At 63.3% G+C, this 12,800-nt stretch carries 13 protein-coding genes; 5 read left to right on the top strand and 8 right to left on the bottom strand.

Translation table 11 applies throughout. The features are described from left to right. Positions 1–4: 4 nt before the first annotated feature. Complete coding sequence (locus AC07OJ_RS22315) at positions 5–985, top strand: Gfo/Idh/MocA family protein (protein WP_065906370.1); 981 nt, start codon at positions 5–7, stop codon at positions 983–985. Between the two features lie 36 nt (positions 986–1,021). Next, positions 1,022–1,651 carry a ribonuclease T2 family protein gene (locus AC07OJ_RS22310; RefSeq protein WP_495095213.1) on the top strand — a complete coding sequence of 210 codons (630 nt, stop codon included), beginning with the start codon at positions 1,022–1,024 and terminating at the stop codon, positions 1,649–1,651. On the opposite strand, the gene AC07OJ_RS22305 is transcribed toward AC07OJ_RS22310, so the two are convergent. Then, complete coding sequence (locus AC07OJ_RS22305; protein ID WP_092488675.1) at positions 1,648–2,085, bottom strand: Rrf2 family transcriptional regulator; 438 nt, start codon at positions 2,083–2,085, stop codon at positions 1,648–1,650. The two genes, AC07OJ_RS22310 and AC07OJ_RS22305, sit on opposite strands and share 4 nt — an antisense overlap. Before the next feature lie 144 nt (positions 2,086–2,229). On the opposite strand from AC07OJ_RS22305, the gene AC07OJ_RS22300 reads away from it, so the two are divergent. After that, positions 2,230–3,114 (top strand): NAD(P)/FAD-dependent oxidoreductase, encoded by an 885-nt coding sequence (locus AC07OJ_RS22300; protein ID WP_495095212.1) that lies wholly within the window; start codon positions 2,230–2,232, stop codon positions 3,112–3,114. Here the strand turns inward: AC07OJ_RS22300 and AC07OJ_RS22295 are convergent. Then, positions 3,104–3,802, bottom strand: a complete 699-nt coding sequence (locus AC07OJ_RS22295) for an SDR family oxidoreductase (protein ID WP_120448352.1) — start codon at positions 3,800–3,802, stop codon at positions 3,104–3,106. The two genes, AC07OJ_RS22300 and AC07OJ_RS22295, sit on opposite strands and share 11 nt — an antisense overlap. 105 nt (positions 3,803–3,907) lie before the next feature. Between AC07OJ_RS22295 and AC07OJ_RS22290 the strand changes: the two genes are divergently transcribed. After that, positions 3,908–4,336, top strand: a complete 429-nt coding sequence (locus AC07OJ_RS22290) for a winged helix-turn-helix transcriptional regulator (RefSeq protein WP_065906375.1) — start codon at positions 3,908–3,910, stop codon at positions 4,334–4,336. A gap of 63 nt (positions 4,337–4,399) precedes the next feature. Here AC07OJ_RS22290 and AC07OJ_RS22285 read toward each other — a convergent pair whose 3' ends face one another. Next, positions 4,400–5,242, bottom strand: coding sequence for an alpha/beta fold hydrolase (locus AC07OJ_RS22285; protein WP_065906377.1), 843 nt, complete (start codon positions 5,240–5,242; stop codon positions 4,400–4,402). Positions 5,243–5,557: 315 nt separating this feature from the next. Between AC07OJ_RS22285 and AC07OJ_RS22280 the strand changes: the two genes are divergently transcribed. Then, positions 5,558–6,145 (top strand): LysE family translocator, encoded by a 588-nt coding sequence (locus tag AC07OJ_RS22280; RefSeq protein WP_106804195.1) that lies wholly within the window; start codon positions 5,558–5,560, stop codon positions 6,143–6,145. Here AC07OJ_RS22280 and AC07OJ_RS22275 read toward each other — a convergent pair. The 5 genes from AC07OJ_RS22275 to AC07OJ_RS22255 form a co-directional block, all read right to left on the bottom strand. After that, a complete protein-coding gene (locus tag AC07OJ_RS22275; protein ID WP_495095211.1) occupies positions 6,087–6,980 on the bottom strand; it encodes an AraC family ligand binding domain-containing protein in 894 nt (297 codons plus the stop codon). The genes AC07OJ_RS22280 and AC07OJ_RS22275 overlap by 59 nt on opposite strands. A gap of 63 nt (positions 6,981–7,043) precedes the next feature. Next, the gene (locus tag AC07OJ_RS22270; protein WP_495095210.1) at positions 7,044–9,506 is read right to left on the bottom strand and encodes a TonB-dependent siderophore receptor; all 2,463 of its coding nucleotides are present in this window, start codon (positions 9,504–9,506) and stop codon (positions 7,044–7,046) included. 99 nt (positions 9,507–9,605) lie between these two features. Continuing rightward, positions 9,606–10,556: a FecR domain-containing protein gene (locus tag AC07OJ_RS22265; RefSeq protein WP_495095209.1), complete on the bottom strand. Its 951-nt coding sequence runs from the start codon at positions 10,554–10,556 to the stop codon at positions 9,606–9,608. Continuing rightward, the gene (locus tag AC07OJ_RS22260; RefSeq protein ID WP_106804191.1) at positions 10,553–11,074 is read right to left on the bottom strand and encodes a sigma-70 family RNA polymerase sigma factor; all 522 of its coding nucleotides are present in this window, start codon (positions 11,072–11,074) and stop codon (positions 10,553–10,555) included. Before AC07OJ_RS22260 ends, AC07OJ_RS22265 begins: the two co-directional genes overlap by 4 nt. Positions 11,075–11,197: 123 nt before the next feature. Then, on the bottom strand, positions 11,198–12,799 hold the full coding sequence (locus AC07OJ_RS22255; RefSeq protein ID WP_495095208.1) for an ABC transporter ATP-binding protein: 1,602 nt from the start codon (positions 12,797–12,799) through the stop codon (positions 11,198–11,200). Position 12,800: the final 1 nt, after the last annotated feature.

The raw sequence follows: 12,800 nt of genomic DNA, 5'->3' as shown, positions 1-12,800 counted from the left end.
ACAGATGAACACCGTACGTTGGGGCATGATCGGCTGTGGCAGTGTCACTGAACTGAAGAGTGGACCCGCCTTCTATAAAGCGCCAGGTTCGGCGCTGGTCGCCGTGATGGGGCGCCGCGAGGCAGCCGTGCGCGATTATGCGGCGCGCCATGGCATTGCCCGTTTCTATACCGACGCCCAGGCACTGATCGACGACCCTGAAGTGGACGCGGTGTATATCGCCACACCGCCCGACAGCCACCTCGAGTACAGTCTGATGGTGGCTGCGGCCGGCAAGCATTGCTGTGTCGAGAAGCCCATGTCGCTGAATGCCGAGCAGAGCGCGTTGATGCAGCGCACGTTCGAACGGGCCGGGCTGCACCTGTTTGTCTCCTACTACCGTCGCTCGCTGCCGCGCTTCCAGCAGGTACGCGAGTGGCTGCAGGCGGGACGCATCGGCCAACTGCGCCACCTGACCTGGACCTTGTGCAAGCCTCCGGGGGCCGACGACGCCAGCGCCGCCAACTGGCGCACCGACCCACTGATTGCCGGTGGCGGTTACTTTGCCGACCTGGCCAGTCACGGCTTCGACCTGTTCCAGTACCTGGCCGGGGATATCGTCGAGGTCTCGGGCTTTACCGCGCGCCAGGCCGGGCGCTATGCGGCGGAAGATGCAGTGACGGCCTGCTGGACCTTTGGCTCGGGCGCCCTGGGCATGGGCTGCTGGAACTTCGTCGCGGACCGCAAGGAAGACCGCGTCGAGCTGATCGGCAGCCGTGGTCGCATTCAGTTCTCGGTGTTCGAAGACCAGCCGCTGCGCCTGGAAGCCGAGACCCAGGAAGTGCTCGAAGTACCGTGCCACGCGCATATCCAGTGGCACCACGTGCTGGCGATGAATGCACACATTCGCGGCGAGGCCGAGCATCCTTCGCTGGCCATCGAGGCGTTAAAGACTGATCGGATTCTCGACAAGGTGCTATTACGCAACCCCCACCATCCTGGGTAGTCGCGATAAAAAAGGTTTTTTTCAAGGAACAGGCCGATGAAATACTGGATGGTGGTGTGGCTGGTGCTGGCGACCGGCGCAGTGGCGGCCCCGCGTGAACAGGGCACGCCGGGGGAGTTTGATTTCTATGTGCTGTCGTTGTCGTGGTCGCCGACGTTTTGCCTGACGCACCCGGACAACGAACAGTGCTCGGGCAAGGGCTACGGGTTTGTGCTGCACGGCCTGTGGCCGCAATACGCGCGAGGAGGGTGGCCAGCGAGCTGTGCGCCGCAGTCGTACCTGAGCCGTGAAGCAATGGACAAGGGCGCGACGTTGTTCCCCACGCGTGCGCTGCTCAAGCACGAATGGGCCAAGCATGGCACCTGCAGCGGGCTTGAACCGCTGGCGTACCTGGAAAAAACCGACGCGGCGTTGGGCGTGGTTGCCATTCCATACCAATTGCAGCCGTTCAACACACCGCCGTCGTTGCCGGCTCGCGAGATCGAGGCGCTGTTTCGCCAGAGCAACCCGCGCATGGGCAATCACGGTGTGGCGGTCATCTGCAAAGGCAAGGTGCTGTCGGAGGTGCGGGTGTGCCTGACCAAGGACCTGGCCTTCGCCGGCTGTCCGCGCAGTGTCAAAAGCCAGTGCCGCGAGGGTGAAATCCGCATTCCGGCCCAGCGCTAGGGCAGCATCGCCACGCGATAACGCTCATCAAAATCCTCGGCCAACTGCGCCAGGGTGACCTTGCCGAGGCGCTTCAACAGCAGCGCCTGGGCTTGTTCGAAGGCGTCAGTGAGCGCCGCATTCACGGCCTGTTCCACCAGGCATTCCGGGTGATCGGTGGACAGGCCGATGGCGAAGATCGACGGCGTGCCCAGGGCGTTGTGAATGTCCAGCAAGGTGATTTCACTCAAGGGCTTGCCCAGGCTCCAGCCGCCCTGATGGCCTTTTTCCGAGCGCACATACCCTTTTTCCTTGAGCAACCCGAGGGTGCGCCGTACCACCACCGGATTGGTGCCGAGCATCTGCGCGATGGTCTCCGAAGTCGCGCGTTCTTCATGGCGGCCCATATGGATCAGCACATGCAGCATGCGCGATAGGCGCGTGTCGTTTCTCATCAAAAAACCTCAAGTTGATTCGCGCCAAAGTATCGTTCGTAACCTAAAAAGTTGCGAGAGTCTTGACGCGCTATTTTTACGTAACTTATGGTGTGTCGTGAAAGCGCGCGGATAACCTCGTGCACTCACCATAAGGTCACTCTCATGATCTACGACGTGATTATTGTCGGCGGCAGCTACGCCGGTTTGTCAGCGGGCCTGCAATTGGCGCGGGCGCGGCGCCAGGTGCTGGTGATCGATGCGGGGCAGCGGCGCAACCGGTTTGCGGCCACGTCCCACGGGTTTCTTGGGCAGGACGGCCAGTCGCCGCAGGCCATCGCCGCCGACGGGCGCAGCCAGTTGATGGAGTACCCGACGGTCACCTGGGTGCAGGGCAGTGTGGTTCAGGCGACGGTAGAACCGCAGGGCTTCAGCCTGGGCACTGAATTCAACGGTACGTTCCAGGGCAAGCGCCTGATCCTGGCCACCGGCGTGGTCGACGAATTGCCCGCCATTGAAGGCCTGCAGGAGCGTTGGGGCACGCGGGTGTTCCATTGCCCTTACTGCCACGGCTATGAGCTGGACCAAGGCCGTATCGGCGTCCTCGCCACGTCTTCGCTGGCGATGCACCACGCATTGATGCTGCCGGACTGGGGCGCCACGACCTTGTTCACCAACGGCGTATTCACCCCGGATGCCGAGCAGCAGGCGCAGTTGGCGCGACGTGGGGTCAGTGTGCAAAGCGCCGGCGTACGGCGAATCAGCGGCGAGCGTGCCGACCTCGAACTGGATGACGGCCAGGTGTTCAAGCTCGACGGTATCTTCACGATGTCGCGGACCCGGCTCAGCCCGTTGGCCGCGCAGTTGGGCTGTGCACTGGCCGATGGCCCCAGCGGCGCTTACCTGCACACCAACGACATGCGCCAGACCTCAGTGCCGGGCGTGTTTGCCTGTGGTGACGCGTCCCTCGCCGCCGGCTCCGTGGCGCTGGCCGTGGCCGAGGGTGTGCGCGCCGGGGTCGGCGCGCATTTTTCGCTGGTCAGCGGTTGAGGTAGACCGGGCTGTCGGTGGACAGCGACGCTTTCACCGCGTGGGTCATATCGGTGATCAACACTTCTTCGCGGTCTTCGCCCAGGGCTTGCAGGGTGAGGGCGACCACTTCCTGGGGCGTGCTTTTAGGCGCCTGCACATCAGCGACCATGTCGGTGTCGATGTAGGCCGGGTGCACGCCGATCACCAGGGTGTTCTGCTCGCGCAACTCGCCGCGCAGGCCGTTGGTCAGGCCCCACTGGGCGGATTTCGAAGTGCTGTAGCCACCGGCGCCCGGCGGGCTCAGCCAGCTCAGCACCGAGAGGATATTGATCAGCGCGCCGCCGCCCTGTTTGGCCAGGATCGGCGCAAAGGCACGGCTCAGGCGCAGGGTGCCGAAGGTGTTCACGTCAAAGTGCTGTTGCAGGTTTTCGACACTGTCTTCGGCCAGCAACGAACCGTACTTCAGGAAGCCCGCATTGTTGATCACCACACTGACGTCCGCGCACTGCTCGGCGGCGTGCTGCACGCTGGCCGCGTCGGTGATGTCGAGGGCAATCGGGGTGCTGCCGGGAATGTCCACGCTGCGCGGATCCCGCGCACCGGCGTAGACCTTGGCGGCGCCGGCTGCCAGCAGGGCGGTGACGAAAGCTTTACCCAGGCCGCGATTGGCGCCGCTGACCAATACCACTTTTCCACGAATATCCATGATGAACTCCAGGCTGCGAATTAGGTTTAATGATGAAACCGTTTTTATCCTGAAGCTGTTGGTCCTATAATGCAACCAGATTTTTCAATGCCGGGAGGCCCGACGATGAAACGCAAATGCCTGGAGGGCGATGGCTGCCCCGTTGCCCGTGCACTGGACGTGGTGGGCGACTGGTGGACGCTGTTGATCATCCGCGATGCATTCGCCGGCGTGACGCGCTTTGGTGATTTCCAGAAGCACCTGGGCGTGGCCAAAAACATCCTTGCCACGCGCCTCAAGGACATGGTCGAGCAGGGCCTGCTGCAAACCAGCGAAGTCGGTGCGCGCAGTGAATATCAGCTGACCGACAAGGGCCGCGCGCTGATGCCGGTGCTGGTGACGCTGGCGCAGTGGGGGGAGGCGCACACGCAGCCTGAACAGGCCGGCGCGCGCGTGCTGGATGCGCGCTCGCTCAAGCCGCTGCGCAAGGTCGAGATCCTGGCCGAGGATGGCCGGGTGCTGGGCCTCGACGATATCGTCACGCAGGTCAGCTAGGCGCGATTGCCGTCTATGTGATCTGTGGGCGCGCAGTGAGTGCGCGCCCACAGGGGGCAGGGTCTATTTGCTATCGAGGAAGCCCAGCAGCGCTGCATTGAACAACGCCGGGTCCTGCAGGAAGGCAAAGTGGCTGGTGTTCGGCAGGATCAGCAAGCCGGCCCCTGGGATGGTGGCCGCCATGTACTCGGTGTGCTCGCGCTTGATCGCTTCGTCATGGTCGCCGTCGGCAATCAGGATTGGCGTCTTGATGCTCGCCAGCTGGGCGTCGGTCCAGTTCGGTTGGCTGGCCCACATATGGCTGATCTGCTCGACGAATGCATCGTACTCTTTAGGCGTCGGCGACAGCTTGGCGTACTCCTTGCCGGCGCGTTCGATGAAGGCGGCGAAGGTCGGGTTTTTCTCTACGCCGTCCTTGACCCCGGCGGTCTGGGTGTTGGCGGCGAACGCGAACACCTTGCCGATCCGGTCCGGGTGACGCAGGGCCAGGTCGATGCCGATGATCGCGCCGTCGCTCCAGCCGACAATATCGGCACGCGGGATCTTCAGGCTGTCGAGCACGGCCACCACGTCATCGGCCATCAGGTCGTAGCCGTAGGGTTTATCGTCCCGCGAGCTGCGGCCGTGGCCACGGCTGTCGAGGCTGATTACTGTGTGCTTGGCCGCCAGCGCCTTGACCTGGTTGCCCCAGTAATCGGAGTTAGACAGCCCACCGTGCAGCAGCACCACCGGCGATCCATGCCCGGTGCGGGTGTAGTAGACCTTGATGCCGTTGACGGCGGCGTAGCCGGTTTTGGCGCCGGCCACCGGGGCAGGTGTCGGCGGCAGGGTTTCCCAGCGTTCAGCGGCCTGGACCGCAGAGAAAGACAGCAACAGGCAGGCAGTTGCCAGCAGGCGACGTGACATGGCGATTCCTTTGATTGCAGTGAGTAGGCGCTGAACTCTAGCACCGGCCCAGGCGTTGGAAATACGCATTTTTGCCTATTGAGATCGGCATTCTGAAAGAAAAAAATGCAGTTATATCAATGGAATAAAAGCGTCTAAAGCGCTCGGGCCAGAGCGGTTTCACCGCCGTTGTCTGTCCCGTGCCGTGAGCAGTGCGAGGCCGACTCCAGGGGCGCACACAAAATACTTCGACAAGGGTCATTTTGTTCAATACCCCGCGTGCCTTGCCCTTTACCGTGGCTCCATCGTCATCTGCCCGAATAAAAAGGAACTGCAATGAGCTTGATCATTTCCATGGCCGCCTTCGCACTGGCCACCTCGATCACACCCGGACCGGTCAATGTGGTGGCCCTGAGTTCAGGCGCGCGCTTCGGTTTTGTCGCCAGCCAGAAACACGTGTTCGGCGCTGCCGTCGGCTTCACCTTGTTGCTGGTGTTGATTGGCCTGGGGCTGCATGAAGTGCTGGTGCGCTGGCCGCTCCTGACGCAGTTGATCCAGTGGGGCGGGGTGGCCTTCTTGCTCTACATGGCCTGGAAACTCGCGGTGGACGATGGCCGCCTGGACGCGGACGGCAGCGCGACGGCGCCGTCGATGCTCTACGGCGCGATCATGCAATGGCTCAACCCCAAGGCCTGGCTGGCCTGCGTGGCGGGCATGGGCCTGTTTGTGGCGGACGGCGATGCTCGGCAGGTCTGGCTGTTTGCCGGCCTTTACCTGGTGATCTGCTACCTGTCGGTGGCGTGCTGGGCCTATGCCGGCACATTCCTGCGCCGCTATTTGGGCAACCCCCAGGGTGTGCGTGTATTCAACCGCTCGATGGCCGCGTTGCTGGTGGCCAGTGTGGGTTATTTGCTGATGGCTTGAGGACGTCGCGGTACTGCCCCGGCGTGGCCGCGAAATGCTGCTTGAAGGCGCGCTGGAAATGCGCCTGGTCGGCAAAGCCTGCGGCCAGGGCGACATCGGCGATCAGCTTGCCGTTGCGCAGTTGGGTGCGGGCTAACTGGATGCGCCGGTTGACCAGGAAGGCATGCGGGGTCAGCCCGTAATACTGTTTGAAGGCGCGGATCAGGTACGACGGCGACAGCTCGGCGGCCAGGCAGATGTCCTCCAGCTTCAGGGCCTGGGTGCAGTGTTCGCGGATGTAGTCGGCGGCCCGTTCCAGCTTGTGGTTGACCTCGCGCATCGGGGCGGGTGAAGGGTTCAGGCGTTGCTGCACTTCGCTGAAATAACTCACCAGTGCGCTTTGCTTTTGCAGGTGTTCGGCCTGCTCATCCACCAGCATCCGGTACAGCTCCAGCAAGCCCTCGTACAGCACCGGGTCGCGCGTGTAAGGCGTATTGAATGGCCGGTAACCCTGGTCGGTGCTGAACCCCAGTTGGTACTGCAGGTCGGTCAGCCAGGGCGTGTCGATGTACAGCATCTTGTAGGACCATCGCTCGTTGTCGATGGGATTGCAGGCGTGCACATCGCCGGGGTTCATCAACACCACCGTGCCGGCGCTGATCTCGAACGTCTCTGCACCGTAGTGGTAATAACTGCGCCCCGTGGTGACCACCCCGATGGAGAAGTGCTCGTGGGCATGGCGCGTGTAGGTGACCTTGCGCCCATCGGCGATGGTGCGCGCTTCGATGAACGGTAAGCGCTCGTCGCGCCAGAAGCGCGGCGAGTGCGAAGGGTGAGCAAGGCTGTTCAGCGACATGGCGGCAGTTCCATCCCTTGAGCGAGTGAAGGGATGATTGCACAGACCGCCCGGGGCGTCAGCCTAGAAATCCCACTTGGTCGCCAGCTGCAGGCTGCGCGGTTCGCCGTAGAAGCCGGTGCCGAAGTTGCCCAGGCCCGTGTAGTACTTCTTGTCGAAGAGGTTCTTCACGTTCAGCGTGGTGCTCAGGTGGTCGTTGAAGCGATAGCGTGCCATCAGGTCGACCAGGTAGTAGCTGTCCTGGGTGATGCGCGAGTCGTGGCCGAAGTTGACCGTGTCATTCGGGTCCGGCTGGAACACCTTGCCGAAGAACTCACTCTGCCAGTTCACACCGCCGCCCACGGTGATGTTGTCCAGGGCGCCCGGCAGGCGATAGGCGCTGAACAGCCGTACGACTTGTTGCGGCGTGGTGGTCTGCAGCACCGAGCTGTAGACGTAGCCGTCATTGGCATCGCGGGTGTGCTGGTAGGTGTAGCCGGCGGAGATATTCCAGCCGTCGAGCACTTCGCCCGACAGCTCGGCTTCGAAGCCTTTGGTGGTGGCGCCGGCGATGGGGCGGTAGATCGAGTCGCTCTCGAAGCCCGAGACGTACTCGGCCACGTTGTCCTGTTCGATGCGGAATGCGGCAAAGCTGGCATTCAGGCGGCCGCCGTAGAACGCTGCCTTGAGCCCCGCTTCATAGGTCTGGCCTTCGACCGGGTCGAGCAGCTTGCGGTCGGCATCCTTGCTGGTTTGCGGGCGATAGATCTGGGTATAGCTGGTGTAGACCGACCAGGTGTCGTTCAGGTCATAGACGACCCCGGCATAGGGCGTGACCACGCCACTCTGGTGGTAGGTGGCGCGGTTGTCGGCCTGGGCGGGGTCAAAGAAATCGGTGGTGTCGGTACCGCTGAAATTGCTCACGCGCGCGCCGAGGATCACCGCCAGGTCATCGGTCGGTTTCAGGCGAGTGGCGAGGTAGGCGCCGGTCTGGCGTTGCACGATATCGTTCTGGCCGCTGCGTGGGATGTCGGGCTTGGGGTATTCGCCGTGCCAGTCAAAGATGCTGCCGCCCACCGGTGGGTAGATCGAACCGTACACCGGCACGTCCTGTTTCGAGCGGGTGGCCATGAAGCCCATGATCAATTCGTGCTCGCGGCCGAACAGGCTGAACGGCCCGCTGAGGTTGACGTCCAGGGTGTTCTGCACCTGGTCGCCCTTGTACTTGCCCATGAACATGTACATGCCCTCGCCGCTGACCGGATCGGGGTTACCGCCACTCGCGGAGGCGAGCAGGGTGTCGTGCTGGCTGCGCTTGCGGTCGAGGCTGACTTTGAGCGACCAGTCATTGGCGAGCTTCTGCTGCACCGAGGCGAAGATCGTCTGGTTCTGGAAGTCGCGACGGCTCCAGTCGGCGGCCGGGTTGAACGATCGCGAGAAGTTTGTGCGCGAGCCGTCGCTGAAATACATCGGGAAACCGGTCCAACTGGCGCCGCGCGAGCGGGTGTCCTGCTGGTCGATACCGAAGGTCAGCAGGGTGTCGGGGGTGAGATCCGCTTCGAGGATGCCGTAGGCGATGTCCTTGGTGTTCTGGTAGTGGTCCAGGTACGACTGGCGATCCTGGTACACGCCGACAAAGCGCCCGCGCACATTGCCGGACTCGGTCAGGGGGCCGGAGATATCGCCTTCGGTGCGGTAATTGTCCCAGGAGCCGAAGGTCTGGGTGACCGACGCCTTGAAGTCGCGGGTGGGTTTTTTGCGGATCAGGTTGACCGTGGCCGAGGGGTCGCCGGAGCCGCTCAACAGGCCCGCCGAACCCTTGATGATTTCCAGGTGGTCGTACACCGCCATGTCGGTACTGGTGGTGCCGTAGTCGTACACGCCGTCATAGGTGGAGTTGACGCCGTCGTACTGGAAATTGGTGATCGGCAAGCCCCGGCTGGAGAACTCCCAGCGCTCGCTGTCGTAGTTCTGCACACTGACGCCCGGGGCGCGGCGCAGGGTGTCGGCGATGTTGTTGGAACCCTGGTCGTCCATCTGCTGGCGGGTGATCACGGTGACCGACTGCGGGGTTTCGCGCATCGACAGCGGCAGGCCGGTGGCCGACGCCATGGAGCCTGTGGTGTAAGCGTGGGTGTCTTCGGTGGTGGCGCCCAGGTCCTGGCCGGAAATGGTGGTGGCGCCCAGCTCCAGGGCGCCGGTGTTGGCCGGGATCGGTTCGAGTACGTAGCCGTTGTTGCCTTGGGGCAGGGCTTGCAGGCCGCTGCCCTGCAACAGGCGCTGCAAGCCGCTGGCCGCGGTGTAGTTGCCATTCAGGCCTGGGCTGGTTTTACCTGCGGCGAGGCTGTTGTGCCCGGCGATGAAAATACCCGACTGCTCGGCAAAGCTGTTCAGCACATTGACCAGGGAGCCGGCGGCAATCCGGTAGCTGCGCGCGGCTTCCTGGGTCGATGGTGTTTCGGCGGCGTGCAGCGTCGGTGCGCCGAGGCAAAACAGCGAGGTGGCCAACGCCAGTGGGCGCAGCGCGAAGCGAGCAGGTTGCGGCATGAATGTTTCCCTTTGGATCAAATCGATCGGCGAATTGAAAGCGTCTGCAGGGTTAACCGAACGAGTTTTGAAAAAGGGCACTGGCGGTTGAAGATTTTTTCACTGGGGGCTGACGGTGACCCACCACGGCAGCAACCGGTCGACGCGAATTGGCAGGGCGGCTTGCAGCAGGCGCAGGGCGTGGTCGCTGTCCTTGAGCGGGAATGAACCCATCACCGGCAACTGCGCCACGGCCGGGTCGCAACCCAGGTGGCCGGGACGATAACGGTTGAGTTCGGCGACCAGTTCGCCCAGCGCCAGGTTGTCGGCCAACAGCACGCCACGGCTCCAGGCCTCACGGGCAGGAGAGGCCGGAGCGGTCGGGTCGAAACCGTTGCGGGTGAACCTGACCTGCTGGCCTGCCTCGATGATGCGCACCTGCTGGTTGAGGGTGCTGACCTGCACCCGGCCTTCGAACACGTTGAGTTGGGTATGCTCGTCGCCCTGCAGCACGCTGAAGCGGGTGCCCAGCGCCTGCAGTCGGCCGTGTTCGGTGTCCACCAGGAATGGGCGGCTGGCGTCCTTGGCCGTGTCGATCAGCACTTCGCCAAAGCGCAGGCGCAGCAAGCGTTGCGTTGTATCGAAGCGCACATCCAGCGCGCTCAGGGCGTTAAGCCATACATGGCTGCCATCAGCCAGCAAGGCGTCGCGGGTTTCGCCGCTGGCAGTGGCGTAGTCGGCGCTCCAGCCGCCCACCAGCCGGGGCAGGGCGGTGTTGCGCCAGGTGCCCCAGGCCAGCGTCGAACCGGCGCACAGCACCAGCAAGGTCTTGAGGGTCTGGCGCCGTGAACTGCGCAGTGCACGGCCGGCGCCCTGGGAATGCTCCATCAACGGTGCGAAGCGCTGGCTGACGCGTTCCACATAGTGCCAGGCCGCCAGGTGCTCGGGGTTCTGCATCAACCAGGATTGCCAGCGTTGCTGCTCCTGGGCGCCGCTCGGGTCCTGCAGGCGCACGTACCACTGCGCGGCCTGTTCCAGGCTCGCGTGGCTGAGTTTGCCGGTAGGGCTCATTGCACCAGCATCCCGTCGAGCTCGGCTTCGAGGATCGCGCAGTGCAGCAAGGCCTGGGCCATGTACTTCTTGACCATGCGCTCGCACACGCCCAACTGTTGCGCGATCTGTTTGTAGGGCAGGCCATGCAGTTGCGCGAGCAGGAAGGCTTGGCTGACCTTTTTCGGCAGGCGGGCGAGCATGGCATCCACTTCGTAGAGGGTCTCGACGATGATGGCGCGCTGTTCCGGCGATGGCTGCGTCGCCTCCGGGCACAGCGCCAGGCTGTCGAGCCAGGCTTTCTCCAGCTGGCGACGACGCCAATGGTCGATGCACAACCCGCGGGCAATGGTGGCCAGGTAAGAGCGCTGGCGCACGTGATCGGTCTCGGCGGGGGGCCGGCTGAGGATGCGGATAAAGGTGTCGTGAGCCAGGTCAGCGGCATCCCAGCGGTCGTTCAGGCGTCGGCGCAACAGGCCAAGCAACCAGCTGTGGTGGGAACCGTAGAGGTGGGTGAAAGAGGTCGACACAATATCCATCCAGCGCAAAAGAATTGGCGTAAATAAGAATTGGTCGCGATTAAAGCAAAGGGCGGGAAGGTGCGCAAATGATATTGGTTTGCTTCCAGGTGGGAGCGGGCTCCCACCTGGGATTGCAGTGCGTCAGGCCGGTACCAGGAAGGCAGCCTCCAGCAACTGCCGGGTATAGGCGTGCTGCGGGTCGGCGAAAATCGCCTGGGCGTCGCCTTGTTCCACCACCTGCCCCTGCTTGACCACCATCAACTGGTGGCTCAGCGCCTTCACCACCGCCAGGTCATGGCTGATAAACAGGTAGGTCAGGTTGTACTTGGCCTGCAGGCTGCGCAGCAATTCCACCACCTGGCGCTGTACGGTGCGGTCCAGCGCCGAGGTCGGTTCGTCGAGCAGGATCAGGCGTGGCTTGAGCACCAGGGCGCGGGCGATGGCGATGCGTTGACGCTGGCCCCCGGAGAACTCATGGGGGTAGCGATTGCGCGACGCCGGGTCGAGGCCGACCTCTTTGAGCGCGGCGATAATCGCCGCTTCCTGCTCGGCCGGTGTGCCCATCTTGTGGATGCGCAGGCCTTCGCCGACGATCTCGCTTACGCACATGCGTGGGCTGAGGCTGCCGAACGGGTCCTGGAACACCACCTGCATTTCGCGGCGCAACGGGCGTACCTGTTGCTGGCTGAGCGTGTCCAGTTGCTGGCCTTCAAAGCGGATCCCGCCCTTGCTGGCGATCAAGCGCAAGATGGCCAGGCCCAGGGTGGATTTACCCGAGCCGCTTTCACCGACGATGCCCAGCGTCTGCCCCTGCGGCAGGCTGAAGTTGATGCCGTCCACCGCCTTGACGTAATCGACGGTGGTGCGCAAAAAGCCTTTCTTGATCGGGAACCACACCTTGAGGTCATCGACCTCCAGCAACGGCGGACCGATAGCGTTGCCGGCCGGCCCGCCGCTGGGCTCGGCTGCCAGCAGCTCCTGGGTGTAGGGGTGCTGCGGCGCCTGGAACAGCGTCTCGCAATCGGCCTGTTCAACGATGCAGCCCTGTTGCATCACGCACACCCGATGGGCGATGCGTCGCACCAGGTTGAGGTCGTGGCTGATCAGCAGCAAGGCCATGCCCAGGCGTACCTGCAGCTCCTTGAGCAACTCCAGGATCTTCAACTGCACGGTGACGTCGAGGGCGGTTGTCGGTTCGTCAGCGATCAACAACTCCGGCTCGTTGGCCAGCGCCATGGCGATCATCACCCGCTGGCGCTGGCCGCCGGAGAGTTCGTGGGGCAGGGCCTTGAGGCGCTTGTGCGGCTCGGGGATGCCGACCAGTTCCAGCAGTTCCAGGGTGCGCTGGGTCGCGACCTTGCCGGTGAGGCCTTTGTGCAGGCCGAGTACCTCGTTGATCTGCTTCTCGATGTTGTGCAGCGGGTTCAGCGAGGTCATCGGCTCCTGGAAGATCATCGCAATGCGGTTGCCGCGAATGTGCCGCAGGGTTTTTTCCTTGAGCGTCAACAGGTCTTGCCCGGCGTACTCGATGGTGCCCGACGGATGCCGAGCCAACGGGTAGGGCAGCAGGCGCAGGATCGAGTGGGCGGTCACCGATTTGCCGGAGCCGCTTTCGCCGACCAGCGCCAGGGTTTCGCCGCGCTTGATGTCGAAGCTGACGTTGTTCACCACACGGTGGTGATGCTCGCCGGTGACGAACTCGACAGAGAGGTCGCGGATTTCGATCAGATTGTCCTGATTCATC

This window comes from Pseudomonas sp. GW821-FHT09C08 (assembly GCF_059418125.1).
The sequence above is the reverse complement of the archived record's forward strand: the minus strand, read 5'-3'. Positions and strand labels throughout refer to the sequence as shown.

Coding starts and splice junctions, on each gene's coding strand:
- AC07OJ_RS22315 (WP_065906370.1), top strand. CDS start 5: ATGAACACCGTACGTTGGGGCATGATCGGCTGTGGCAGTGTCACTGAA.
- AC07OJ_RS22310 (WP_495095213.1), top strand. CDS start 1,022: ATGAAATACTGGATGGTGGTGTGGCTGGTGCTGGCGACCGGCGCAGTG.
- AC07OJ_RS22305 (WP_092488675.1), bottom strand. CDS start 2,085: ATGAGAAACGACACGCGCCTATCGCGCATGCTGCATGTGCTGATCCAT.
- AC07OJ_RS22300 (WP_495095212.1), top strand. CDS start 2,230: ATGATCTACGACGTGATTATTGTCGGCGGCAGCTACGCCGGTTTGTCA.
- AC07OJ_RS22295 (WP_120448352.1), bottom strand. CDS start 3,802: ATGGATATTCGTGGAAAAGTGGTATTGGTCAGCGGCGCCAATCGCGGC.
- AC07OJ_RS22290 (WP_065906375.1), top strand. CDS start 3,908: ATGAAACGCAAATGCCTGGAGGGCGATGGCTGCCCCGTTGCCCGTGCA.
- AC07OJ_RS22285 (WP_065906377.1), bottom strand. CDS start 5,242: ATGTCACGTCGCCTGCTGGCAACTGCCTGCCTGTTGCTGTCTTTCTCT.
- AC07OJ_RS22280 (WP_106804195.1), top strand. CDS start 5,558: ATGAGCTTGATCATTTCCATGGCCGCCTTCGCACTGGCCACCTCGATC.
- AC07OJ_RS22275 (WP_495095211.1), bottom strand. CDS start 6,980: ATGTCGCTGAACAGCCTTGCTCACCCTTCGCACTCGCCGCGCTTCTGG.
- AC07OJ_RS22270 (WP_495095210.1), bottom strand. CDS start 9,506: ATGCCGCAACCTGCTCGCTTCGCGCTGCGCCCACTGGCGTTGGCCACC.
- AC07OJ_RS22265 (WP_495095209.1), bottom strand. CDS start 10,556: ATGAGCCCTACCGGCAAACTCAGCCACGCGAGCCTGGAACAGGCCGCG.
- AC07OJ_RS22260 (WP_106804191.1), bottom strand. CDS start 11,074: ATGGATATTGTGTCGACCTCTTTCACCCACCTCTACGGTTCCCACCAC.
- AC07OJ_RS22255 (WP_495095208.1), bottom strand. CDS start 12,799: ATGAATCAGGACAATCTGATCGAAATCCGCGACCTCTCTGTCGAGTTC.